Source organism: Diplocloster hominis, from assembly GCF_032380655.1.
GTDB classification, from domain to species: Bacteria; Bacillota; Clostridia; order Lachnospirales; family Lachnospiraceae; genus Diplocloster; species Diplocloster hominis.
The window spans coordinates 139480-164274 of the sequence record NZ_JAWDIY010000001.1 but is presented as its reverse complement, the minus strand read 5'-3'; the positions used below and the strand labels follow the sequence as shown (position 1 = coordinate 164274).

Annotated in this window: 20 protein-coding genes and 1 other annotated feature; of the genes, 17 read left to right on the top strand and 3 right to left on the bottom strand. The window is 50.0% G+C overall.

Features of this window, described 5'->3' with window-relative positions; all coding sequences use genetic code 11:
• Positions 1–16: 16 nt before the first annotated feature.
• The 14 genes from ABC831_RS00635 (at position 17) to rplL (ending at position 11937) form a co-directional block, all read left to right on the top strand.
• Positions 17–1390, top strand: coding sequence for a Gfo/Idh/MocA family protein (locus ABC831_RS00635; protein ID WP_343246361.1), 1374 nt, complete (start codon positions 17–19; stop codon positions 1388–1390).
• A 5-nt stretch (positions 1391–1395) separates the two neighbouring features.
• Positions 1396–2553, top strand: coding sequence for a trans-sulfuration enzyme family protein (locus ABC831_RS00630; RefSeq protein WP_343246360.1), 1158 nt, complete (start codon positions 1396–1398; stop codon positions 2551–2553).
• 133 nt (positions 2554–2686) lie between these two features.
• Entirely contained in the window at positions 2687–4087 is a 1401-nt protein-coding gene (locus tag ABC831_RS00625; RefSeq protein ID WP_343246359.1) for a sugar ABC transporter substrate-binding protein, read from the top strand.
• 245 nt (positions 4088–4332) lie between these two features.
• On the top strand, positions 4333–5247 hold the full coding sequence (locus ABC831_RS00620) for a carbohydrate ABC transporter permease (RefSeq protein WP_343246358.1): 915 nt from the start codon (positions 4333–4335) through the stop codon (positions 5245–5247).
• A 35-nt stretch (positions 5248–5282) separates the two neighbouring features.
• Positions 5283–6104: a carbohydrate ABC transporter permease gene (locus ABC831_RS00615; protein WP_343246357.1), complete on the top strand. Its 822-nt coding sequence runs from the start codon at positions 5283–5285 to the stop codon at positions 6102–6104.
• 182 nt (positions 6105–6286) lie between these two features.
• The gene (locus ABC831_RS00610) at positions 6287–6964 is read left to right on the top strand and encodes a D-lyxose/D-mannose family sugar isomerase (protein ID WP_343246356.1); all 678 of its coding nucleotides are present in this window, start codon (positions 6287–6289) and stop codon (positions 6962–6964) included.
• Positions 6965–7074: 110 nt separating this feature from the next.
• Entirely contained in the window at positions 7075–8235 is a 1161-nt protein-coding gene (locus ABC831_RS00605; RefSeq protein ID WP_343246355.1) for a GGDEF domain-containing protein, read from the top strand.
• 162 nt (positions 8236–8397) lie between these two features.
• Complete coding sequence (rpmG, locus tag ABC831_RS00600) at positions 8398–8547, top strand: 50S ribosomal protein L33 (protein WP_158347487.1); 150 nt, start codon at positions 8398–8400, stop codon at positions 8545–8547.
• Between the two features lie 31 nt (positions 8548–8578).
• Complete coding sequence (secE, locus tag ABC831_RS00595; RefSeq protein WP_343246354.1) at positions 8579–8839, top strand: preprotein translocase subunit SecE; 261 nt, start codon at positions 8579–8581, stop codon at positions 8837–8839.
• A gap of 16 nt (positions 8840–8855) precedes the next feature.
• Complete coding sequence (gene nusG / locus ABC831_RS00590; RefSeq protein ID WP_343246353.1) at positions 8856–9371, top strand: transcription termination/antitermination protein NusG; 516 nt, start codon at positions 8856–8858, stop codon at positions 9369–9371.
• A gap of 93 nt (positions 9372–9464) precedes the next feature.
• Positions 9465–9890 carry a 50S ribosomal protein L11 gene (gene rplK, locus ABC831_RS00585; protein ID WP_158347481.1) on the top strand — a complete coding sequence of 142 codons (426 nt, stop codon included), beginning with the start codon at positions 9465–9467 and terminating at the stop codon, positions 9888–9890.
• 91 nt (positions 9891–9981) lie between these two features.
• Positions 9982–10674 (top strand): 50S ribosomal protein L1, encoded by a 693-nt coding sequence (gene rplA, locus ABC831_RS00580; RefSeq protein ID WP_158347479.1) that lies wholly within the window; start codon positions 9982–9984, stop codon positions 10672–10674.
• Between the two features lie 34 nt (positions 10675–10708).
• Positions 10709–10850: a sequence feature (ribosomal protein L10 leader region), on the top strand.
• A gap of 41 nt (positions 10851–10891) precedes the next feature.
• Entirely contained in the window at positions 10892–11479 is a 588-nt protein-coding gene (gene rplJ, locus ABC831_RS00575) for a 50S ribosomal protein L10 (protein WP_343246352.1), read from the top strand.
• Positions 11480–11559: 80 nt separating this feature from the next.
• Positions 11560–11937 carry a 50S ribosomal protein L7/L12 gene (gene rplL / locus ABC831_RS00570; protein WP_343246351.1) on the top strand — a complete coding sequence of 126 codons (378 nt, stop codon included), beginning with the start codon at positions 11560–11562 and terminating at the stop codon, positions 11935–11937.
• A 150-nt stretch (positions 11938–12087) separates the two neighbouring features.
• Here the strand turns inward: rplL and ABC831_RS00565 are convergent, their stop codons facing one another.
• Complete coding sequence (locus ABC831_RS00565; RefSeq protein WP_343246350.1) at positions 12088–14061, bottom strand: sensor histidine kinase; 1974 nt, start codon at positions 14059–14061, stop codon at positions 12088–12090.
• A gap of 185 nt (positions 14062–14246) precedes the next feature.
• Between ABC831_RS00565 and ABC831_RS00560 the strand changes: the two genes are divergently transcribed.
• Positions 14247–16427: a hypothetical protein gene (locus ABC831_RS00560; protein ID WP_343246349.1), complete on the top strand. Its 2181-nt coding sequence runs from the start codon at positions 14247–14249 to the stop codon at positions 16425–16427.
• A 12-nt stretch (positions 16428–16439) separates the two neighbouring features.
• Here the strand turns inward: ABC831_RS00560 and ABC831_RS00555 are convergent, their stop codons facing one another.
• Positions 16440–17129 (bottom strand): response regulator transcription factor, encoded by a 690-nt coding sequence (locus ABC831_RS00555; RefSeq protein WP_343246348.1) that lies wholly within the window; start codon positions 17127–17129, stop codon positions 16440–16442.
• A gap of 243 nt (positions 17130–17372) precedes the next feature.
• Positions 17373–17672 (bottom strand): YciI family protein, encoded by a 300-nt coding sequence (locus ABC831_RS00550; protein ID WP_343246347.1) that lies wholly within the window; start codon positions 17670–17672, stop codon positions 17373–17375.
• Between the two features lie 534 nt (positions 17673–18206).
• Here ABC831_RS00550 and ABC831_RS00545 point away from each other — a divergent pair.
• Complete coding sequence (locus ABC831_RS00545; protein WP_343246346.1) at positions 18207–20465, top strand: leucine-rich repeat protein; 2259 nt, start codon at positions 18207–18209, stop codon at positions 20463–20465.
• Between the two features lie 482 nt (positions 20466–20947).
• Positions 20948–24790, top strand: coding sequence for a DNA-directed RNA polymerase subunit beta (rpoB, locus tag ABC831_RS00540; protein ID WP_343246345.1), 3843 nt, complete (start codon positions 20948–20950; stop codon positions 24788–24790).
• The last annotated feature ends 5 nt before the right edge of the window (positions 24791–24795 follow it).

Genomic DNA, 24795 nt, shown 5'->3' with positions numbered 1-24795 from the left:
AGGAGGTTAAAGTTCGGTGAATTCAAAAATTAAAGTTGCGATTATTGGAGTGGGAGCCAGAGGGATGCATTATGCACGCTGCTGCCAGGAGTTCTCCGATCAGGTCGAAGTCACGGCCATCGCGGATCTGATACCAGAACGTCTCAGAGAACTTTCTGAGGAACTTCATCTTCCGGAGAACCGCTGCTTTGCGTCTGGAGAGGAGCTCTTAGAGCAGGACCGTCTGGCGGATATTATGTTCATCTGCACACAGGACCGGCAGCATTTCATACCGGCGGTCAGGGCGATGGAAAAAGGATATCATCTGCTTTTGGAAAAGCCCGTATCGCCGTTTGCAGGAGAATGGGGAGTCCTTCTGCAGACGGCAGAGAGAACCGGGCGCCAGGTGGTGGTATGCCATGTACTGCGGTACACGCCATTTTACCAGAAGATTAAGGAAATCATTGATTCCGGACAGATAGGTGAGATCGTGTCCATCCAGGCAATGGAATCCGTGCTCTGGTGGCACCAGGCCCATAGTTACGTGCGGGGGAACTGGAATAATTCCGATACCAGCAGCCCTATGATTCTGGCAAAGTGCTGTCATGATCTGGACCTGCTCTTATGGCTCAGCGGGAAGAAGTGCATAAGGGCGGCCTCCATCGGTTCCCTGAAGCATTTCAGAAGGGAGAATGCGCCGGCAGGTTCTGCGGACCGCTGTATCGATTGCGGCGTAAAAGAAAACTGTCCCTATGATGCGGAGAAAATCTATATCTGTAACGACCGGACCGGCGTGGCCAAAGGCAATACACAATGGCCCTGCGACGTATTAACGGAGAAACCCACGGTGGAAAGTATTCAGGAGGCGATCAGCAGCGGACCTTATGGACGCTGTGTATACCGCTGTGATAATAACGTGGTGGATCACCAGATTGTCATGCTGGAAATGGAAGACCAGGTAACAGCGGATCTGAATATGTGCGCGTTTACCGCAGGTTCCAGAAGTATGGATGTGATGGGGACACTGGGTGAGATTAAGGGGAACATGGATCAGAATTACATAAAAGTAACCCCGTTTGGCCTAAAACCGGTCAGGTATTACGAGAAAGACCTGCTGGGAGGCGTTCCCATGGAATACGACCCTTACGGCCATGGAGGGGGGGACAAGAGGCTGATCCAGGATCTCATCCATCTGATCGGAGGGAAAGGAAAAACCAGCACATCCCTCACATCTTTGCAAAGGTCGCTTGAGAGCCATTATGTATCCCTGGCGGCGGAAGAATCCAGGATACACGGCGGTATGCCGGTGGATATGGAGAGATTTATAGCGGAGAATTCGCAGATCCAGGCTAATGATATGACACAGAGGGAATCCTCCGATATGGTTAGAGAGATGATACAGGGAGAGTGACTGGAATGGATCAGGAATTATTGATACTGGAACATCTGGGGGATGAGTATGATAAATATCTGCAGGCTGTGGTCCCGCCTGTATTTATGAATTCCATTCATCTGTACCCAACGTATGAAGAATATCAGGAAGCTGCGTCCTCAGGGAAATTTTTCTACGGCCGGGTTGCCAATCCGACGGTTGACGTAGCGGAGCGAAAAATAGCGGCGCTGGAAAAGGGGAAGAGGGCGCTGATCTTCTCATCCGGCATGGCTGCTGCTGCCGCCGCTGTGATGGCTACCTGCAGGGCAGGCGCCCATATCGTCTGTATGCGGGACGTGTACCAGCCGGTAAAACATATGCTGGATGAATTCTGCATCCGGCGCCTGGATATGACGGTAACTTATGTGGAAGGCACCGATACCCAGGAGCTGGAGGACGCGATTTGTGAGCGGACGGCTCTGATCATACTGGAGAGTCCGGCCACCTATGTATTTACCGTGGTAGACCTGCAAAAAATTGCAGAGATAGCGAAGAAGCATGGGGTAAAAACATATATCGACAATACTTATTGCACACCGCTGTTCCAGAATCCGCTGGTGTTCGGGATCGATATCGTCATGCATACCATGACAAAATATCTGGGAGGCCACAGTGATATTCTGGGCGGAGTCCTGGTCTGTGACGATGAGCAGCTTCTGAAAAATATGCAGGACGTCCGACAGACCTTCGGCGCCATTATGGGGCCTATGGAGGCCTGGCTGGTGATCAGGGGAATGCGGACCCTGGCTGTGCGTCTGAAACAGCATCAGGAAACTGCCATGGAAGCGGCGAAGTATCTGGAGAATCATCCGAAAGTCAAAAAGGTCTATTACACCGGGCTTTCATCCCATCCGCAGCATGAGCTGATACAAAAGCAGATGACCGGGCATACAGGTTTATTAAGCCTTGTGGTAGACGGTCCGCCGGAAAATGCGCTGAAATTCGTGGATCATTTAAAATTATTCGGAAAAGGCTGCTCCTGGGGTGGATTTGAAAGCCTTGCCATCGCCCCGTTTTATTATACCGGACAGGAGGAACTGGATTTTCTCAGGGTAGAACGGGGATTCGTCCGCCTGCACTGCGGGCTGGAGGGGACAGCGAACCTGCTGGCTGATTTGGAGGGGGCGCTTTATGCTCTGTAAGCGGGCGGGATGGCCCCGGAGAGAGTAAGGGCGTGAAAGACAGAAACGAAGAGGCTGCAAACAAAGAGAAGCCTCAAACCAGGAAGAACAGCAAACACAGAAGATAGAAAGAGAAATAAAAGGAGGAAAAGTTATGTTGAAAAGAATGTTAAGTTGTATGTTGGCCCTGATGATGGTGATCACAATGTTCACCGGCTGCGGCAGCAAACCGGAATCAGAATCAGCCGCTGCAGAACAGACACCCGGTAAGGATACTGCCGCTCCCGCCGCTTCCGACAGCAAAGAAACGATAACTCTGCGGTTTCTGAACATCTCTCCTTCCGATACGCGGGATAACTATTTCAAAGATATTTTCGCCGCGTATGAAAAAGAGACAGGAATAAAGGTGGAATATGAAAGTACCCCGCTGGAAACAGCTGCGAACAAGATAACGGTTATGGGAGGTTCCAACACTCTGCCGGATATTATCACGATGCCCGATAACTGGATTCCGGATTATCGTTCCGCAGGCTGGATCATACCGGTTACCGATTATGTGGAGCCTGTTAAGGACGAATATACCGACGTGGTCAATAAAATTATCTGGGGCAACCAGAGAAAACTTTACGGCGATATCTATACCATACCAGACGGTCTGATGGTAAAGGGGATCTACGTCCGGAAAGACTGGTGCGACGAAGCCGGAATTAAACTGGATTATGACTGGACTTATGATGATTATTTTGATATCAATAAAAAATTGACGGACCCTGCACAGAACCGCTATGGTCTGACCTACCGCGGTGCCCGCGGAGCTTTCGACGTAATCATGAGTTATCTGCATACCTATACCGGCGGATATACCTATGATAAAGACGGAAACTGTCTTTTGAACAAGGGGGAGGCCGTAGACGCCTTTATCAAATTTACCGATATGTACAAGGATGGTTACGCGCCGAAAGAATCCGTAAACTGGGGCTTTACGGAGATGGTTAACAGCTTCTGCGGCGGCTTGACAGGGACCTTTAACAACGATCCGGAAGTAGTAGCCATCTGCCAGTCCAATATGGAAGACGGAACCTGGACGGTTATGCCCATGCCCCGCAGCGACAAGGATGGGAAGATATACAATCAGGTATCCTGCGGCTACAGCTATGCCATCACTTCCAGTTCCAAAGCACCGGATAAGGCCAATGATCTGATCCAGTTTATGAACAGGCCGGAAAACCACCTGGAATATTGTAAAACCGCCGGCCAGCTGCCGGTAGTCAAAGCCTGTGAATCCGATCCCTATTTTGGGGAAGATGGTCCGTACGCTGCGTTTATTTATCAGCTGAACAGCCCGGATCTGGTAGTTCCCGCCACCTTTGGTCCTTTTGAGACGACAGATCTGCAGCAGGGACCGATGATCGAGGAAATACAGAAATATCTCATGGGAGAGCAGAGCGCACAGGAAGCGCTGGATTCGTTCTGCAATGTTATGGAAGAACGGATGAAGGAATACCTGAAGGATAATGAGGGCGCACAGGTAGAAGAACCGCGTACCATGCAATAGTAAGCAACAACCGGGTGAAAGTGGAAGGCTAAAACAAAGGTTAAAACAAAAGTTAAAACAGTAAGAAACAAAGGTTGCCGCAGAAGAGGAAGGGGACTGCCGCAAAATGCGGCGTTAAGGCCGCCAAAAGGCAGTCCCGTCATTTCCCGAAACAGAAGGTCGGATGCGGCAGCCCCTTGTCATAGGAAGCCGGTATGGTACGTTGTGCCGTCAGGCAAAGAAATAAAAGAAAGGGGCAGCTATTTATGTCTAAAAAGCCGAAGTGGACCATATCGAAAAAAAGCCATGCGAAGTGGGAACCTTATTTGTTTTTGGCACCGGTATGTATCCTGCTCTTGCTCATGTTTGGAATGCCGCTGATCAACAGTATTATCTTGTCTTTTCAGCGTTATAAGCTGACGAATCCGGGAAAAATCGGTTTCTGCGGGTTTGAGAATTACGCGAAAATATTCAATAAAGATCTTTTGAGAATCGTTGGAAATACGCTGGAATACGTGATTATTTCCGTGCTGGGACAGTTTCTGCTGGGTCTGACCCTGGCATTGGCCCTGAAAAAAAACTTCCGGGGCCGTGGGATCTACCAGTCTGTCGTTTTCCTTCCATGGGCCTTTTCCGCGTTTGTCGTGGGTATTATCTACCGCTGGGCATTTAACGGGGAATATGGAGTGATCAACGATCTGCTGGTGAACAAACTGGGAATTCTATCGGAAAAAGTAGCATGGCTTGGCACGCCGGGGGTATCCCTGCTGGTAGTTATCCTGGCCATGATCTGGACCGGAATCCCGTTTTTTGCCATGATGATATTAGCGGCGCTGCAATCGATTCCTGGTGATGTCTACGAGGCCGCTTCCATAGACGGCTGCGGCGGGATCAAAAGGTTCTTCTGCATCACGATGCCATACATAAAGCCTACCGTCATAATGACGGTGCTGCTGCGGTCCATCTGGATCTTAAATGCCTTCGACCTGATCGTCGTCATTACGGACGGAGGGCCGGGAGGCAGCTCCCAGACCCTGCCGTCTTATATGTATAACCGCGCGTTCAGCGCATACGACCTGGGTCTGGCCGCCGCCATCGGCAATATTCTGATGCTTGTCATGCTGGTTTATGTGGCTGTTTTCCTGAAAACTACGAATTATAGTAAAGCGGGGGATATGTGATGGATAAAAAGCTCAGTGGTAGACAAGTAAAAAGAATGCTTTCACACCTGGGAAGGTTTCTGCTCCTGGCCTTCTTTCTGCTGTTGGTAGTGCTGCCGGTTTACTGGATGTTTATCACTTCCATTAAAGAAAACCAGGAGATTATCAATGCCCAGGTGGTTACCTATATCCCTCATACCTTTACCTTAGATAATTACAGGAATCTGTTTGTCCAGCTGAGTTATGGCAATTATCTGAGAAACAGTGTCATCCTTTCGCTGTCTACCGGTATTGTGGTAACGATTTTTTCCATATTGGGCGGATATGGATTTGCCCGCTACAAATTCAAAGGAAAAGGGGCGATCCTGGTATTCTTTCTGGTTACTCAGATGATACCCGGCATCCTGGTTATGATACCGTTATATACCATATATTCCAAAATGGGCCTGATCGATACCCGGATGGGACTGTTCATCTACTATATGATCGTGAATCTTCCGTTCTGTGTTATTACGATGCGCAGTTTCTTCGAACGCATCCCCTATACGCTGGAGGAGGCGGCGAAAGTAGACGGCTGCAATAAGATGCAGAGTATTGTTAAAATCGTGCTGCCGATGATGTTCCCGGGAATTGTGGCGGTATTCGTATTCGCATTTATCGGGGCATGGAATGAGCTGATCGCCAGTACCATCTTTACGAATACCAGCAGCATGTGGACAATCCCGGTGGGTTTGAAATCTCTGATCGGGAAAAATGAGGTCCAATGGGGGGAACTGATGGCAGGCGGGGTCCTGGCGCTGATTCCCACCGGACTGATGTTCGTTATTGTGCAGAAATTTGTGGTGGAAGGGCTTACTTCAGGAGCCGTGAAAGAATAGGCGATGGCTGAATGTTTCATCCCCCCCTCCCCCCTGGTTTTCGGACAGTCTCCCCTGCTGAGGAGCCGGCGGATAAAAACTGGAAACTGGAGAATAGAGGGCATTAGCGGAGAAGTTGGGTCTGGCAGAAAAGCTGAGACTATGATATGATTAAAAATAATAGCGCAAAGGGGAAAAGGGAAATGAAACGTTCAGAGATAAACAAAATCATCCGATACATGGAAAATTTAGCAAAGGACAATGGCTTCCATCTGCCGCCCTTCTGCAACTGGACGCCGGAAGAGTGGAAGACCAAAGGCCATGAATACGACGAGATCCGTGACAACATGCTGGGCTGGGACATTACGGACTACGGCCTGGGTGAATGGGAAAAGGTAGGATTCGCATTGGTGACCATCCGCAACGGGAACCAGAACAACCCCAAATACAAAAAAGTCTATGCGGAAAAGCTTCTTATGTTAAAAGAGGGGCAGCATTCCCCTATGCATTTCCACTGGATCAAATCCGAGGATATCATCAACCGCGGAGGCGGAACCCTGATTATCCACATGTACAATGACAAAGACGGCGAACTGGATGGAAGCGATGTGCTCATCAATGCGGACGGACGATCCTACAGCGCCCCGGCGGGGACTGGTGTGGAATTAAAGCCTGGTGAGAGCATCACGATCTGGCCTCACCAATACCATGACTTTGATGTCCTTCCCGGAACGGGGGATGTCCTGATCGGCGAGGTATCCATGTGCAACGATGACAACACCGATAACCGTTTTTATGAAAATGTAGGAAGATTCCCGGAGATCGAAGAGGATGAAGCGCCTTACCGGCTGCTTTGTTTTGAATACCCGGCTGCAGAATAAAGGAACGGGATGAGCCGGTATAGCGCGGAAAGATAAAAACATTACATAGCCCTGAACACATACCGGAAGGTAAGTGGGCAGGGCGGTTGTGTATCTAAAGGGCCGATGTTATGGGAAAAAAGAGAAAAGACAAGTGGAACCGGGTGGATGTCCAGGTCTGTATTTACACTGCCGTCCTTGTGCTGATCGCCAGCGGGCTGATCTTCATGATCGGATACCGTGCCACCTACAACGGCATGATCCGTTCCCTGGAGAACCGGTCGGAATCCATTTATCATTATGTAGAACAATATCTGGACAAAAGTACATTTTATGAAATAGAAGACCACAGCGGCCGTGAAAATCCCGGTTATATAAGTATGAAAGAAAAACTGGAAAACGTAAAAGCAGCCACCGGGGTCAGATATCTGTACACAGCCAAAAAGACAGATGCAGGAGAACTCATCTACATCGTTGACGGATTGAGCTATGACAGTCCCGATTTCCGGAACCCGGGAGATCCCATCGAGCATGAGATCTGGGGGGAGATGGAACAAGCGCTCCAGGACCGGATCGTCTATCCGGACGATATCAAACATACCGGCTGGGGTGATATTTTCGTGTGCTACTATCCCGTTCACGACGGAAACCAGGTAGTAGGTGTACTGGGCATCGAGTTTGATGCGCACAGCCAGTACCTCACCTATAAGAAACTGCGCATAACGGCCCCGTTTATCGTCTTTTTGATCTGCCTGATTTCTGCCGCCGTTTCCGTGAGACTTTTCAAAAGAATCTCAAACCCTTTATACAAAGATTTTGCCAATACAGACTACCTCACCGGTCTGAAAAACCGAAATTCCTTCGAGGTGGACATCTCGAACCTGGGTACCAGGCTCCGGGACCATAGCCTGGCGGTCATCTGTATGGATCTGAACAATTTAAAAGAGATTAATGACACCTACGGGCACACCGCCGGAGACGACTACATCCGCCGTGCCGCAGATGCGATCGCGTGCGCCGCTGAAAAATCCCACACGGCCTACCGGATAGGCGGAGACGAATTCGTGATTCTCGTCACGGGTCCGGCTTCCCTGCTTCCTGACGCGGTCCGGGATATTCTCGTCAAAATCCATGCCTGCCTGGACCAGGACAATCAAAAAAATGAGATTCAGCTATCCATCGCCACAGGCTTTGCCCAATACGACCCTGATCAGGACAAAACATTGATCGAGGTCTACCGCCGTGCCGATCAACTCATGTATGAAACTAAAAAGGCCATGAAATCAAAGTGAAAAAGGGACTTTTTATTGTACGATACGCCATAACTTGTTCATAATTGTTCATAACAAAAAGCCTTGACGAATTCATCCCAATTGTGCTATAGTATACTAGCGAATGGAAGTAGAGGCTTTTTTTTTATGCCTAAAAAACGAAATTAAGTGGAGGTGGAAGTTGTGCGCGTTAAGATCACATTGGCATGTACGGAGTGTAAACAACGTAATTACCACATGACAAAAGAAAAGAAGAACCATCCCGACAGAATGGAAACGAAGAAATACTGCAAATTCTGTAAGGCGCATACGTTACACAAGGAAACCAAATAATCCTGGGAAAACGAAAAAAGGAAGTGAGATCATGGGAGACGCTGCAAATACAGAGAACACCGCTCCGGCGGAAAAGCCTGTAAAAACAGAAAAGTCCGATAAGAAGGACAAAGCTCCAAAGAAGAGCTGGTTCAAGGGATTGAAAGCAGAATTCAAGAAAATCATTTGGCCGGACAAACAATCACTTATGAGACAGACTGCAGCTGTTGTATCTGTATCTGTCGTCCTGGGGTTAGTGATCGCGGGCCTGGATTTAATTATCCGGTACGGTGTGGATTTCCTAGTAAAGTAAGGACAAGGGTGATTTTATGTCAGAAGCAAACTGGTACGTTGTACATACCTATTCCGGGTATGAAAACAAGGTAAAAGCCAACATTGAAAAGACCATTGAAAACCGGCATCTGGAGGACCAGATTCTGGAAGTCCGGGTTCCCATGCAGGATGTAGTTGAAGTCAAAAACGGTGCTAAGAAGTCGGTACAAAAGAAGATGTTTCCGGGCTACGTGCTCATCAACATGATCATGAACGATGATACGTGGTATGTAGTCCGTAATACCAGAGGAGTTACCGGATTTGTCGGGCCTGGCTCGAAGCCTGTACCGCTCACTGACGTAGAGATGCGGCCTTTGGGGATCAAGTCGGAAAATGTGCTTGTGGACTTTGCGGAGGGCGATACGATCATCGTCATCGGCGGAGTATGGAAGGATACGGTTGGTGTCATCCAGTCCATGAACCACAGCAAACAAAGCGTGATCATCAACGTGGAACTTTTTGGCCGGGAGACCCCGGTGGAGATCAGTTTCACAGATGTGAAGAAGATGTAACAGCAGACAGGGTCTGGTTACGGCCAGATCGTGGGAGGGTAAGGGCATGTGCCGCTGCTCCCGATAATACCACAATTTTAGGAGGTGCCTGACATGGCAAAAAAAGTAACAGGTTATATTAAATTGCAGATTCCTGCCGGAAAAGCTACCCCGGCTCCGCCGGTTGGTCCTGCTCTTGGACAGCACGGTGTTAATATTGTACAGTTCACAAAGGAATTCAATGCGAGAACTGCGGATAAGGGTGATCTGATCATTCCGGTAGTTATTACCGTATATGCCGACAGAAGCTTCAGCTTCATCACGAAGACTCCCCCGGCAGCAGTATTGCTTAAGAAAGCCTGCAATCTGAAATCCGGTTCCGCTGTACCGAATAAGACGAAAGTAGCTACCATCTCCAAAGCAAAGCTTCAGGAAATTGCGGAAATGAAGATGCCTGACTTAAATGCAGCAAGCATAGAAGCAGCTATGAGCATGATCGCAGGAACAGCCCGCAGTATGGGAATCACAGTTGAAGAGTAGGCATACCCGTCAATTGAGAAGTAAACTTATTACGTGGGAGGGTAAGGGCATTGACCCGAACTCCCGATACTACCACTAGGAGGTTATTGGAATGAAACGAGGAAAAAGATATCAGGAAGCTGCGAAATTAGTAGACCGCAGTGTACAATATGATACCGCAGATGCGATTTCTCTGGTAAAGAAATCCGCAGTTGCAAAATTTGACGAGACCATCGAAGTTCACATCAAGACCGGTTGTGACGGACGTCACGCAGACCAGCAGATCCGTGGAGCAGTTGTGCTGCCTCATGGAACCGGAAAACAGGTTCGTGTTCTGGTATTTGCAAAGAACGAAAAAGCAGACGAAGCACGCGCAGCAGGCGCAGAATTCGTAGGCGGAGACGAACTGATCCCGAAGATTCAGAATGAAGGCTGGTTCGATTTCGACGTAGTTGTCGCTACTCCGGACATGATGGGTATCGTGGGCCGTCTGGGCCGTGTACTTGGACCGAAAGGTTTAATGCCTAACCCGAAAGCCGGTACGGTTACCATGGACGTTACCAAGGCCGTACAGGATATCAAAGCAGGTAAGATTGAATACCGTTTGGATAAGACCAACATTATCCACGTGCCAATTGGGAAAGCTTCTTTCTCAGAAGATCAGTTAGCAGACAACTTCCAGACGCTGATGGATGCAGTTGTGAAAGCGAAACCGAGCGCATTGAAAGGTCAGTTCTTAAAGAGTGTCACCATGACTTCCACCATGGGACCTGGAATCAAACTGAACACCGCGAAGTTAGCTTAATTCACAGTTGACATCCTATATAAATAATGCTATACTAGCAAAGCAATCGCTGCCGAAGACAGCAGGTGCCGTAAGGCGTAAGGGCAACCACCTGCCGAGGAGAATGATTTCTAACGATTAGAATGAATTTTGGCCTCTTTTGTCTCAGGACAGATGAGGCCTTTTCTTATTCGAGGAAAACGGCAGTATAAAATCTATAAGGAGGTGCACACGTTCAATGGCAAAAGTTGAGTTAAAACAACCCGTAATTGAAGAAATTTCAGGGCAGATCAAAGACGCGCAGGCGGTTGTATTGGTTGACTACCGTGGTTTAACAGTAGAAGAAGATACCAAACTCCGTAAAGAGTTAAGAGAAGCAGGCGTTACTTATAAAGTATATAAGAACACCATGATGAACTTTGCTTTTAAGGGAACGGATTTCGAAAGCCTGGCTCCCCATCTGGAAGGGCCCAGCGCCATCGCGATCTCGACCACAGATGCCACTGCTCCCGCAAGAGTATTGGCAAAATTCGCAAAGACTGCTCCGAAGCTGGAATTAAAGGCAGGCGTAGTAGAAGGTACTTATTATGATGCAGCAGGCATCGAAGAGGTTGCCAAGGTTCCGTCCAGAGACGAACTGCTGGCGAAATTCCTTGGAAGTATCCAGTCTCCTATTGCAAACTTTGCCCGTGTTATTGATCAGATTGCGAAAGCAGGCGGCGCAGCAGCAGCCCCCGCTGACGCGGAAGTAAAAGCAGAGGAACCTGCAGCAGAGGCAGCAGCCGAAGCGCCCGCAGCGGAAGCAGAAGCTCCGGCAGCGGAATAATCTGGGACAAACAGAACTGCCGTTACGGCAGGAATCAGTGAAATTACGTAAAATATCAGAAAATAATGGAGGGAATAAAAATGGCAAAAATGACCACCGCTGAATTTATCGAAGCGATCAAAGAGTTATCCGTACTGGAATTAAATGAATTAGTAAAAGCTTGTGAAGAAGAATTTGGTGTATCCGCAGCAGCAGGCGTTGTAGTAGCAGCAGCCGCTGGAGATGCAGGTGCAGCAGCAGAAGAAAAGACTGAGTTCGACGTAGAATTAACTGAAATCGGACCGAACAAAGTTAAAGTTATCAAAGTTGTTCGTGAAGTAACCGGTCTGGGACTGAAAGAAGCAAAAGATCTGGTTGACAACGCTCCCAAGGTTGTCAAAGAGGCTGCTTCCAAAGAAGAGTCCGAAGAAATCAAAGCGAAACTGGAAGCAGAAGGCGCGAAAGTTACACTTAAATAATCTCGTGTGCACATTGAGACCCCGGCGGGTGACCGCCGGGGTTTTTTGACGAACGGGAACACGAAAGGGGACATGTCCATTTCAGTTTGGGACATGTCCAAACCAGAATGGACATGTCCCAAACCGGAATGGACATGTCCCCTTTTGCTTTTATGACAGCGGCAGCAGTATAGTAAATACGCTTCCGCCCCCCTCTTCGGATTCTGCGGTGATGGTTCCGCCGTGTTCCAGCACGATCCGTCTGGCGATGAACAATCCCAACCCGCTGTTATCCTCTCCGGCTCGGCTGGAGTAATTCCTCTCAAAGATATGGGGGAGATCCTGGGCTGGGATTCCTTCCCCCGAATCCGATACCTGGATGCAGGCGCGCCGTCCGTCAGGTTCCAGGTGGAGCGAGATCCGGATGTCCCCGTTGGAGGGAGTGAAGGACAGGGCGTTGTAACACAGGTTCTCCAGCACACGCCAGAGCTGGTCGGGATCGGCGCAGACATTCAGCGGAGTTCTGGGCAGCGACAGGAGAAAATGCTGGCCGTTGACCTCCAGATCCGGCTTGTTCTGCCTGTGGAATTCAGCTAACAGCTTATTCAGGCACAGGTCCTGGGGATGGAACCCCTCCCGTTCGGTGGCGGTGAATTCCCGGAGTATCCCGAAGCGCTCATTCAGCGCATCCATTTTATCAGACATGGCATTTAAGTATTCCTCGGTTTCCTGATCCAGTCCCACGCCGTTTAGGCGTATCAGCTCCGTATAATTGCGCACGGCTGTCAGCGGCGTCTTCAGGTCATGTACCAGATCCGCCAGGAACCGTTTCCTATCCCGAAGAAGGGAAGAGAGAGCCTCGGTCTGTCTCGCCACTTCCTGCTGCAGATGCTCATTCAAAGCTTCATTTTCCTCCATGATATCCCGGCTGCGGCGTGCCATCATAGCAGCAAACAGAACCACGAACAGAAGACTGGCGTATTCCTCCGGCCAGCCTCCGCGGATAGGTTCAAAACGATTGATGGTCAGCACGGAAAAAAGCTGGAACACAGCGAACAGCACGGAGGCGGTCAGCAGATACAGTTTGCCTGACCGGTTCTTTCGATAACCATAGATGGAAACAGCGATCAGACACACCGCACTCAGCAGCTTCCAAACCGATACCATCAGGCCGAACGCGTTGATAAATAAAGGTGTATATGGTAAAATAAACGAAGAAAACAGCACGTATACCAGGTGAAAAAATACCATTACAGGCAACAAGACGCGGCGGTACAACGGACGCGCCTGAAGGGACGCGGCATGTACCGTTAATACCACAGTACATAGCAGCACCAGGCCGCCTGCCGTGTTTTCCAGCAGGTACTGCAATCGGACCGCCGTGCCTTGGGCCATATGCAAAAAAGGATAGCAGACCTGCACGGCAAAAGCGGTACAAAGCACTCCGAAATACAGGGCCATCCTGTTTTTACGGGCTCTGCCGGCTGCCCACAGCGCCAGATTGGACAAGGCGATGGCCATAGGGCCAAAGCAGAAGAGACCGTATAACATCATACGCTGCGCAAGCATGGACGAGATCTCCTGAGCAGATCCCACCGCCGGAGGATAATACACTCCCCCGTAATAGTGAGAGTAATTCGCGGTCTGGATGATGATTTCAGCTTCGCCGTCCAGCGGCAGCGGGTATACCTGGTCTCGGATCAGAGGCTGGTATGGGGACACGCTGCCGGTACTCCCGGCCTCCTCTTTGTTGATAAATACTTTACTGGCGCACAGCACTTCCGGCACATACAAAGACAGAACCGCAGAATTCCGGCTCTGCAGCCGGATACGGTAGGTGGCTGTCCCGAAAGGGCTGTCCAGTTCGTTTGAAAAATTAGGTTCCTCCCCCAGATAGATATAGCTGCGTTTATGTTGGGAGAACACAAAATCATCCGGTGTCAGCAGCTGCCCCGGATAGTACTCCCACTCATCGATGAGGAAGGAGGGACCGGTATCATCCTCCGTCCAGACGCAGATGCCCTTGGAGGCTGGCAGCGCATGCGTGTATTTGTTGTCATAGCCATATAGGAATGCTAGGAAGGCTGCCGCCGCCACGAGTGAGAGCAGAAGTATAGTGCCGTCCTTCCTCAGAGATCTGGTCAAATGTGAACACCTCTTTTCGGAGAAGCAAATAATTCAGAAAGGATACCGCGATGAAAGGAAAACCGATCTGGAGCGTCCTGGGAGTACTCCTCCTCATATTCTCAGTTTATCATACCGCTTATGCGGGAACAAGCTTTCCGCCCGATTCAGTGCCGGGGAGTGCGTCTGAATCTTGCGGGGAATCAGTGCCGGAGAATGAAGGCGGATCTTACGGGGAACCAGTGCCGGTGGATTCCGCGGAATCCGCTCCGGTTTGTTTCACAGGAGATGAGGTAACAGGTCCTGTGGATGATCTTATAGTAACAGCGCGTCCTCAGAAGGATGGGACGTTGATCGTCGGTCTGAGCTTTAATAGGGAGAGCCAGCAGCTTCCGCCTGATGCGGAGGAAGTTTACGCGGAATACAGCTTTGCGGGGGGAGCATGGAACAGGATCAGCATTATGGAAGAGATCACAGCCAGGGATGTTCCCAATACCAATGTGTTCCTGGATCTGACTTCCCTTACCGGTCAGTTTCCCGATACGACATATTTTACCTGCCGGATCATTATTACCGGCGGCCCCCAGGCGGGACCTTCGAATCAGGTCACCGTAGAAGTGGCTGGCCTGGGGATACCATCCACACCGCCGCCCAATGACACAAATGTGCCGGGGCCTACCGGAAATGAGGCGCTGGATTCCCTTCTGCTTGAGATCTATAAGACAGGGACGGGAACTCTGCAGGAAGATCTGTACCTTCGCAAAGAGGAGCTGAAGATCGATATGGCGGACGAATACCTGTCAGGGAACCGCTATAAGAGGGGATTTACCATCGATACCAACGGCTTCCGTATCATCGTGGAGGATGGTGCATTCTGCCAGCTCTCTACGGCACTCGGAACAGGGAACCGCAACGAGCTGGTGCCTGCCATACGAATAATTGGGAAAGACGCCAGGGACGGCTTGTTCCAGGTGAAACAGGGAGGGAAACTCTATCTGGATGGAGTGGAGTTTGAATTATCAGGGGACGGGTATGCCGTCTGGCAGGAGGACGGCGCCGGATATCATTACACGGGCCAGGAGGTTTTGGCCCGCTATGGCTGTCCTGTTATCTATGAGTGCAAGGTGCGAATGCCGGCCCGCGGACTGTGGGTGCAGGGCGGAGGGGAGATAAAAGAGGAACAGCTTCCTTCAGAGGCGGATACAGAGGTCAATGAGAATGGCCGGCTGGAATACCGTAAATACCCGGTTCAGTGGGATATGGACAGTCTGCAGTGCAGCGAAGAAGGATTCTCGGTCTATGGAAGGATCGTGGACGGGGAGGGGAGAACCCTGCCCTCTTTCGCTCCTCTCAGGTGCGAAGGATTCTTTTATGAGCCGGAACAGATCACCATCACCCACTACGACTGGCACGGTAACGGTGCTTATTGCGCCTATCTCTATTACATCCTGCCGGAAGGGGCGACGGATGTCCGGGGAGAAGTCTCGGAAGACGGCGGTGTTACCTGGAACGAGGGCAGCTGCTCCATAAGCCATGATGCCTGCAAGTTTTACCTGGTGGGAAATCAGGTGCGGGATTTCCGTATCGTGGCAAAGGACCGGGATGGAGAGCATTGCTGGGTGTCAAAGCCTCTGCGGCTCCCTCTTCTTACATCCGAGGGAAAGCCTGGTGAGGATGATGACGAGGGGGGCGGCAATCGCGGCGGAGGAACAGCTGTGATCGAACCGGACAGAGAGCCGGAACCGATACCGGATCAGGGAAAGGCCGAGATCGTTACCGGTCCGTCGGGTTCTGCCGGCTTGGATAGCACACACGACAGTGGGGGAAATGAGGACGCAGATCAGCCGGGGACTGGCGCGGAAGCCGGCTCTGTATCAGGTACCGACCCGGAGGGGAACGGCGGAAATGCCGAAAACGGTGGAAATACCGAATATAGTGAAAATGCTAAAAACAGTAAAAATACCGAAGTATCCGGGAAAAACGGTATGATAGGAGCCTCTGGAACCAGTAGCAATGCAGCTGGTAATACCGTCGGAACTGGAAACGGCGGTAATTCCGACAAAACGGGTAAAGCTGACAATGCCGGTAAAGTCAACAATGCCAGCAAGGCCAACAATGCCAGCAAAGCCGGAAGTGGTAGCGATACCAGCAGGGGCGAACCCGACATGGCCTCAGGTGCTCCGGGAGAAGAGATTTCCAATCCTATAATAATCCGTGAAGGTCAGGCTACAGCCGGAATCTCCGATACCATCTATCCGAACGGCATGACTCCTGTGGGGACGGCTGCTGACAGTATGTCCTGGCAGCGTCAGATTCTGCTGGTCATGGCAGGCCTGCTGGCGTGCGGAATTGCCGCTGCCGCAGTGCTTCACCGGATGAAACGCTGACAGGCGGCAAGGTCAGGGCTTGTTCCGGAAACGGTAGCCCCTTCCGCGGACGGTCTCTATGTATTGGAATTCGGGACAAAGCCGGTTCAGCTTCTGACGGACTCGTGCGACGCACATCTGCAGGTTGTGCAGCCCGCGGTTAATAGGGACTCCCCATACACGGTCGTACAGCTGCTCATAGGAGAATACGGTTTCCGGATGTCGGATCAGAAAGGAGAGCAGGTCGAACTCCAGGACGGTGAGCATGACGGACCGGGAACCGCTGCGAACCTCCAGGGTTCCGCTGTCCACTTCCAGTTCTCCCACGCGCAGAACATCCGTTGTCTCCGTCTCCCGGTTTCTTCGGACCCGGATACGGATGCGAAGCTCCAGTTCTCTTAAACTGTAAGGCTTCGCCATAAAATCATCGCCGCCAGCCATGAGCCCCCGGATGCGGTCATCCTCTTTGGCATAAGCTGAGAGAAAGATAATGGGGACCTGGCTGACCCGGCGCAGACTCTCACAGACCGCCAGCCCGTCCCCGTCCGGGAACCGGACATCCAGCACGATGCAGTCCAGGGAGGCAGTGGAGGCCAGCTCGAGTGCTTCTTTCGAGGAGGATGCCTTCAGGACGCGGTAGCCTTTCTTCTGAAGATATTCTTCCAATGTGTTCAGCAGATCCGTATCGTCATCTGCGATCAGTATCCGATCGATAAAAATCACTCTTCTTTCGCATAAATTTACAAGTCGTTGGAAATATTTTACCATGTTCTGTAGAACGTGCATATCAGGAATTGCTGCCAATTTATCACAATTTCGTCACAATACTCTTGATGTTTTTCTGTACGCGGAATTTTATTTATGGAAAAGGTTCCATTTTTGCATTAAAAAGCAGTCAATCATATAGACTAACTGCTTGTGATATTGAATACAATCATATAGAAATGTGAAATCTGATTATTTTCTTTAAAGTAAATAATTATTTTCACGATTTGCAATAGTAAAATCAATCAGTTTGTATGTAGCATATCCTCCAACTACTAATGGTTCACTATCACAAAGTGCTTTTGCTTCCTCCCGGCTATCTGCTTTCAGGATGTACATACCTGCCATCCCTGGATATCCTTTAAAAACACCACAGATTTCCAGTTTACCCTCATCATCTAATCTTCTTATGTTCGCAACGTGTTCTTCAACCACTTTCTTTGTGATTTTGTTATAGGTCTTACTCTTTTGAATCATCATCATATACATTGATTTTTCCATTTTCCCTTATCCTCCGTAACTTTGATTTATAGGGATATTTTACAGCTATTCAATACCATTAGCAAATCAGCAGTTACTTATTTTTGACCTTGTATCTGCTGGTTGTTATGACTCTGTGGGTTTCCTGCTGACTGTGCAGGTCTGCCTTAGAACCGATTCTCCCATTCGCAGAATAGACACCGTAGATTGCCCCGGCGAGGGGGGAGACTCGCTTCCAGGCCCTTTGTTTTTTATATTTTATAAGTTATAATGTAGATATGCGATTGACAGACAGAGATTTTCCTGCAGATAGATAATATGCCGTTTGGATGGCGAAAAATGCCGCAAGTATATTATAGTTTTGAGAAATGTTAAAATAACGTTAGTAAGGAAATAACATCACAGGGGCGGCTGAATGAAGTATTGATGTTCCCGGCGGTGTTCTGAGGATTGGGAAAGAGGCTTTCAAAAATTGTGAGTGTTTAGATTCGTTGATCATTCCCGACGGTGTAGCGGAAATAATGGGAGATAATATATAAAAGAAAGGTGAGGGATATGAGTATAAAGCGTGTAGTAGGTATTGATTTTGGCACCAGCACCACGGTGGTGCGGGTGAAAAGGTACGGAGAAAACGATCAGCCGCTGGCGGACCGCTTATCCGTCTCCAACGTGATTTTTGACGGCTACGATAATGTCCCCACGCTGGTACAGATCCCGGATGACGCGGTGATCAGCCCGGATCTTGAGCTGGCGGAGGACGACTGCGAGTTTGGGCGGTTCGCGGCCAGCGAGCAGCCGGGCATGAAGACCTGGAGAAATTTTAAGACGGAACTGGAGAGCGGGGACGAGGAAATCAGGAGCCGCGCCCGTTGGCTGACGCGTCAGTTCTTCGGCTATCTGTACCGCCAGTACCGGCAGCAATCCATACAACTGGGGGATAACTCCGATGAGGAGATCGTCTTCGTGAGTTATCCGGCCAAGTATGGGCCGAAGGAGCGGGAGTTCATAGTGGAGGCGGCCAGGGAAGCCGGATTCCGTGATGTGAGAGGAATCACGGAGCCGGAAGCTGCGGTGAAGGCCCTGATCGTTCAGAGCGAGAAGGAGCTGCGGGAGCAGAAGCTTCTGCCTGCCGAGGGGCCTGCATATCTGCTGTTCGCGGACATGGGAGCGGGAACCACCGATCTGGCGGTCTGCCGCTATGAGAAAGGGCGTACGGAGATTCTGACAACCTGGCCGGATGAGAAAACGTCCATTTATTTCGGGGGTAAAGAGATAGACAGCATCCTGTGCGGTTACGTGCAGGACTATCTGAGACAAAAGCCCGAGATCGTCCCCTCCTATTTTACGGATCATTTCCAGGAGAAATATATCGAAGCCATTAAGACCTGGAAGGAGATTACGGTGTCCCGGGCATTGAAGCGGGGAAAGGAAGTGGCTTACTTTGAGGCTGTGAAAAATCCGTTTCCGCTGCTGCCGGATTTCTCACCGGTGATCAGCCGTGGGGAATTGGAGCATACGGCCTGTGAATATCTGAAAAACTTTGCGGTACTGGTCAACGGCTGCCTGGAAGAAGCCAGGAAGGAAGCTCTTACCTTTGCCGGTGGAGAGAGCGTGGATCTGGTGCTGCTGACCGGAGGGCACAGCCAGTGGTATTTCATACCTGAGATCCTGACGGGGAAGGCGCCCCGGCTGGGAGAGATCCATCTGCCGAAGATACAGGCGGAGCCGGCCCGGATCCGGATCAGCGGAAAACCCCAGGATACGGTAGCGGTGGGAATGGCTTATGGACTGCTGCAGGAGAAAGTCAGCCGTGAAGAATCTTTTAAAAACAAAATGGCGGATGAACAGGCTGTTATCCAGGAAGACACTGATATGCATACCGATGCTCCTATACATGCAGACGTATTGGAGCAGACGGACACCCGAACAATGTTGTCCCCGACCCCTTTGACGGCCAGAATCCTGACAAAAGAGCTGGCTTCGCAAATGTTTGCCGGCGAGACAATTATTCTGGTGCCGGAGGGCTTCTCTGAGATTGGAGAGGAGGCGTTTAATAATTTCATGGCAGCCACACTGAAAGGGACATTAAGGAATATGTTCGCGAAAAATCCGTCTCGTCCGCAATCGGTCGTCCTGCCGAAGGGACTGCGCCATATCAGAAAATCCGCCTTTGAACATTGTTTAGATCTAAACAGGATCTCCATGCCCGAAGGACTTCTGTCTATCGGCAATGCGGCATTTGATTCCTGTAAGGAACTCCGGGACATCACTATCCCCGGCAGTGTGCAGTCCATCGGGATGGGCGCTTTCTGCAATTGCTCGAATCTCGCAAAAATAATCATTCCTGATGGAATCCGGGAAATCCCCCTGAGTGCTTTTAAAGGATGCACAAACCTGAGAGAGGTTACGATCCCCAAAAGTGTCCGTAAAATCGGAGATTCCGCTTTTGCATGGTGCAAATATCTGGATATGGAGATCCCGGATGGTGTTCAGGAGATTGGGGGATCCGCTTTCTCAAATTGTACCTATGGAATGAAGAATGTCAAACTTCCCGGCAGCGTAAGGGTCATCGGGGCTTCTGCTTTCAAGGGCAGTGGACTCCGCAGCATTGAGATTCCGGAAGGTGTACAAAAGATCGCCTGGGATACTTTTCAAGATTGTAAGCTCCTGGGCTCAGTCACGATCCCAGCCAGCGTAAAGGGGATCGAAGACCGCGCTTTTCTCGGCTGTCCTTACATGAAGATCAAGTGCCGGACTGGTACATACGCGGAGACATATGCCAGAAACCATGGATTCCAGTTCGAGCGGATCTGACTTGCGGCGGAATCCGGTATATAAAGCAGAACGTGCTCTGGGAAGAGGAGCAGGTTCTGCTTTTTTAAGACCTTTTCTTCCTATTATAAAGCACTCTGTAAGGAATCGGCATTAAGAATACCAGAACCGGAAAAGCAAAGGCTGACTGAAAAAAGAAAAGAAACCAGGTATGCAATGCATATTTTCTGTCGATTATCTATAGAGGCAAAATAGGTAAGGAATGCTATTCATTATGTAAATTATACAAAAATTGAAATAAATACAGGAAATGCGTGTGCAAGCTATTGTTTCAGCGGGAAAAAGCAGAAAAAAACTAATTTCAAATTTCTGAAAATATAGCTTGACACAAAAAAATCCCTGTGTTATCATGAAAAATGCACTATTGTGGTGACATATGCCTTCTATCTCTATGCCCTTTTGGAGGTGTATTGGTAGTACCAGGAAAACAGGCATTTAAAAATAAGCAAGGGGTGAAAACGTCAATGGAGAAAAACAGAATACGTCCGATGCAAAGCGGCAGGAACGTCCGGATGAGCTATTCAAAACAAAAAGAAGTTCTGGAAATGCCCAACCTCATTGAAGTTCAGAAGGACTCTTACCAATGGTTTCTGGACGAAGGTCTGAAAGAAGTTTTTGAAGACATCTCTCCAATCGCTGATTACAGCGGTCAGTTGAGCTTGGAATTCGTAGATTTCGTTCTGTGCGAAGACGATGTGAAATATTCCATCGAAGAGTGCAAAGAGCGGGATGCTACTTATGCGGCGCCCTTAAAGGTCCGCGTGCGACTCTATAACAAAGAGAACGACGAGATCAACGAGCATGAGATTTTTATGGGTGATCTTCCGCTCATGACAGAAAACGGAACCTTCATTATTAATGGAGCGGAACGTGTTATCGTCAGCCAGTTGGTTCGTTCTCCCGGTATTTATTACGCGATCGGTCACGATAAGATCGGAAAAAGACTGTATTCTGCGACTGTGATTCCCAACCGTGGAGCATGGCTGGAATATGAGACAGACTCCAATGATGTTTTCTATGTCCGTGTAGACAGAACCAGAAAGGTACCCGTAACCGTGCTGGTACGTGCGCTGGGATTCGGCACAAACGCGGAGATTATAGATCTGTTTGGTGAGGAACCGAAAATATTAGCTACATTGACGAAAGATACTGCTGAAAATTATCAGGAGGGTCTCTTAGAGTTATACAAAAAGATCCGTCCCGGCGAGCCCCTGGCTGTAGAAAGCGCAGAAAGCCTTATCACCAGCATGTTCTTCGACCCCAGAAGATACGACCTGGCGAAAGTCGGCAGATACAAATTTAACAAAAAACTGGCGCTCAAGAACCGGATCAGAGGAAAGGTTCTGGCCGAGGATGTGGTGGACGTTACCACCGGAGAGATTCTGGCGGAAGCCGGCATGGAAGTGACAAGAAGCCTGGCCGATGATATCCAGAACGCTGCGGTTCCCTTTGTGTGGATGCAGGGAGAAGAGCGCAATGTCAAAATTCTCTCCAATATGATGGTGGACATCACCAATTTCGTAAATGTAAAACCGAAAGAAGTAGGTATCACAGAATTAGTATACTACCCGGTATTGAAAAAAATACTGGAAGAAAATAGTGAATTGGAAGATATTAAGGAAGCGATCCGTAAAAATGTGCATGAGCTGATTCCGAAGCACATTACCAAGGAAGATATCCTGGCTTCCATCAATTATAATATGCATCTGGAGCATGGATTCGGAAATGACGACGATATCGACCATTTGGGCAACCGCCGGATCCGTGCCGTGGGCGAGCTGCTTCAGAACCAGTACCGGATCGGTCTGTCCAGACTGGAACGTGTGGTCCGGGAACGTATGACGACCCAGGATCTTGAGGGGATCTCTCCCCAGTCCTTAATCAATATTAAGCCGGTAACCGCTTCCGTGAAGGAATTCTTCGGAAGTTCCCAGCTGTCCCAGTTCATGGATCAGAACAACCCGTTAGGTGAGCTGACCCATAAGAGACGTCTGTCCGCATTGGGACCGGGTGGTCTTTCCAGAGACCGTGCCGGATTCGAGGTCCGTGACGTGCACTACTCCCACTACGGAAGAATGTGCCCGATCGAGACGCCTGAAGGCCCGAACATCGGATTGATCAACTCCCTGGCTACCTATGCGAGGATTAACGAATATGGATTTATCGAAGCCCCTTACCGGAAAATCGATAAGAGCGATAAGCAGAATCCCGTCGTCACCGAGGAAGTAGTCTACATGACCGCGGACGAAGAGGATAATTACCATGTGGCGCAGGCCAATGAGCCGCTGGATGCCGACGGGCATTTCGTCCATAAGTCCGTATCCGGCCGTTACCGCGAGGAGACGCAGGAATACGAGAAGAGCATGTTCGACTACATGGACGTATCCCCGAAGATGGTATTCTCCGTAGCTACGGCGCTGATCCCTTTCCTGGAAAATGACGATGCCAACCGTGCGCTGATGGGTTCCAACATGCAGCGTCAGGCAGTGCCGCTGCTGACCACCGAAGCCCCGATCGTGGGTACCGGTATGGAAGCCAAGACTGCGGCCGACTCCGGTGTCTGCGCGATCGCGAAGCATCCGGGTGTGGTGGAGCGCTCTGTTTCCAATGAAGTGGTGGTAAAATGTGATGATGGTACCAGAGATGTGTACCACCTGACGAAGTTCTCCAGAAGTAACCAGAGTAACTGCTATAACCAGAGACCTGTAGTGTTCAAGGGGGACCGGGTGGAAGCCGGAGATATCCTGGCGGATGGTCCGTCCACCAACAATGGGGAAATCGCACTGGGCAAGAACCCGCTGATCGGATTCATGACCTGGGAAGGTTATAACTATGAGGATGCCGTTCTGTTAAGCGAGCGTCTGGTACAGGAAGATGTATACACTTCTGTCCATATCGAAGAATATGAAGCGGAAGCCAGAGATACGAAGCTGGGGCCGGAAGAGATCACCAGAGATGTTCCGGGCGTCGGCGATGATGCGTTAAAGGATCTGGATGAGAGAGGTATCATCCGGATCGGTGCTGAGGTACGCGCAGGTGACATCCTGGTCGGTAAGGTTACCCCCAAGGGTGAGACTGAGCTGACCGCTGAGGAGCGGCTGCTGCGTGCGATCTTCGGTGAGAAAGCCAGAGAAGTCAGAGATACTTCCCTGAAAGTTCCCCACGGTGAGTACGGTATCGTTGTGGATGCCAAGGTATTTACCAGGGAAAACGGCGATGAATTATCTCCCGGAGTGAATCAGGCGGTGCGGATCTATATCGCGCAGAAGAGAAAGATCTCCGTCGGTGATAAGATGGCAGGCCGTCACGGGAACAAGGGTGTGGTTTCCCGTATTCTTCCGGTGGAGGATATGCCGTTCCTGCCCAACGGGCGTCCGTTGGACATCGTGCTGAACCCTCTGGGCGTGCCTTCCCGTATGAACATCGGACAGGTTTTGGAGATCCATTTAAGCCTGGCCGCCAAAGCGCTGGGATTCAAGATCGCGACGCCGGTATTCGACGGAGCGAATGAAAATGATATTATGGATACGCTGGAACTGGCCAATGACTATGTCAATCTGAGCTGGGATGAGTTCAAGGAGAAACACGGAGATGAGCTTCTGCCGGATGTGCTGGATTATCTCTATGAAAACCGCGCGCACAGGAGCGAGTGGAAAGGTGTTCCGATCTCCAGAGACGGTAAAGTCCGTCTGCGGGACGGCCGGACCGGAGAATTCTTCGACAGTTCGGTAACGATCGGACACATGCACTACTTAAAGCTTCATCACCTGGTAGACGATAAGATCCATGCCCGTTCCACAGGCCCTTACTCCCTGGTTACGCAGCAGCCTCTGGGCGGAAAAGCTCAGTTCGGCGGACAGCGTTTCGGTGAGATGGAAGTTTGGGCGCTGGAAGCATATGGCGCCTCCTATACCCTGCAGGAAATCCTGACTGTGAAGTCGGATGACGTGGTAGGCCGTGTGAAAACTTACGAAGCAATCATCAAAGGCGATAACATTCCGGAACCCGGAATTCCGGAGTCCTTCAAGGTTCTGTTAAAAGAGCTGCAGTCCCTGGGCCTGGATGTCCGTGTGCTGCGCGATGACAAGACCGAAGTAGAGATTATGGAAAGCACCGAATACGGTGAGACAGATTTGCATTCAATCATTGAAGGCGACAACGGTTTTGAACCCGCTGCCAATGAATCCTTAGGTGAGTACGGGTTCAGCAAGCAGGAATTTGATGATGGAGAGCTGGTAGACGTCGAGGAAGAGGAAGAAGACGAAGAAGAACTTTTTGAAATCGACGAGATCCTTGACGAAGAATAGAAGGA

Coding starts and splice junctions, on each gene's coding strand:
- rpoB (WP_343246345.1), top strand. CDS start 20,948: ATGGAGAAAAACAGAATACGTCCGATGCAAAGCGGCAGGAACGTCCGG.
- ABC831_RS00550 (WP_343246347.1), bottom strand. CDS start 17,672: ATGGAAAAATCAATGTATATGATGATGATTCAAAAGAGTAAGACCTAT.
- rplJ (WP_343246352.1), top strand. CDS start 10,892: ATGGCAAAAGTTGAGTTAAAACAACCCGTAATTGAAGAAATTTCAGGG.
- secE (WP_343246354.1), top strand. CDS start 8,579: ATGGGAGACGCTGCAAATACAGAGAACACCGCTCCGGCGGAAAAGCCT.
- rplA (WP_158347479.1), top strand. CDS start 9,982: ATGAAACGAGGAAAAAGATATCAGGAAGCTGCGAAATTAGTAGACCGC.
- ABC831_RS00610 (WP_343246356.1), top strand. CDS start 6,287: ATGAAACGTTCAGAGATAAACAAAATCATCCGATACATGGAAAATTTA.
- rplK (WP_158347481.1), top strand. CDS start 9,465: ATGGCAAAAAAAGTAACAGGTTATATTAAATTGCAGATTCCTGCCGGA.
- ABC831_RS00545 (WP_343246346.1), top strand. CDS start 18,207: ATGAGTATAAAGCGTGTAGTAGGTATTGATTTTGGCACCAGCACCACG.
- rplL (WP_343246351.1), top strand. CDS start 11,560: ATGGCAAAAATGACCACCGCTGAATTTATCGAAGCGATCAAAGAGTTA.
- nusG (WP_343246353.1), top strand. CDS start 8,856: ATGTCAGAAGCAAACTGGTACGTTGTACATACCTATTCCGGGTATGAA.
- ABC831_RS00630 (WP_343246360.1), top strand. CDS start 1,396: ATGGATCAGGAATTATTGATACTGGAACATCTGGGGGATGAGTATGAT.
- ABC831_RS00620 (WP_343246358.1), top strand. CDS start 4,333: ATGTCTAAAAAGCCGAAGTGGACCATATCGAAAAAAAGCCATGCGAAG.
- ABC831_RS00615 (WP_343246357.1), top strand. CDS start 5,283: ATGCTTTCACACCTGGGAAGGTTTCTGCTCCTGGCCTTCTTTCTGCTG.
- ABC831_RS00625 (WP_343246359.1), top strand. CDS start 2,687: ATGTTGAAAAGAATGTTAAGTTGTATGTTGGCCCTGATGATGGTGATC.
- ABC831_RS00605 (WP_343246355.1), top strand. CDS start 7,075: ATGGGAAAAAAGAGAAAAGACAAGTGGAACCGGGTGGATGTCCAGGTC.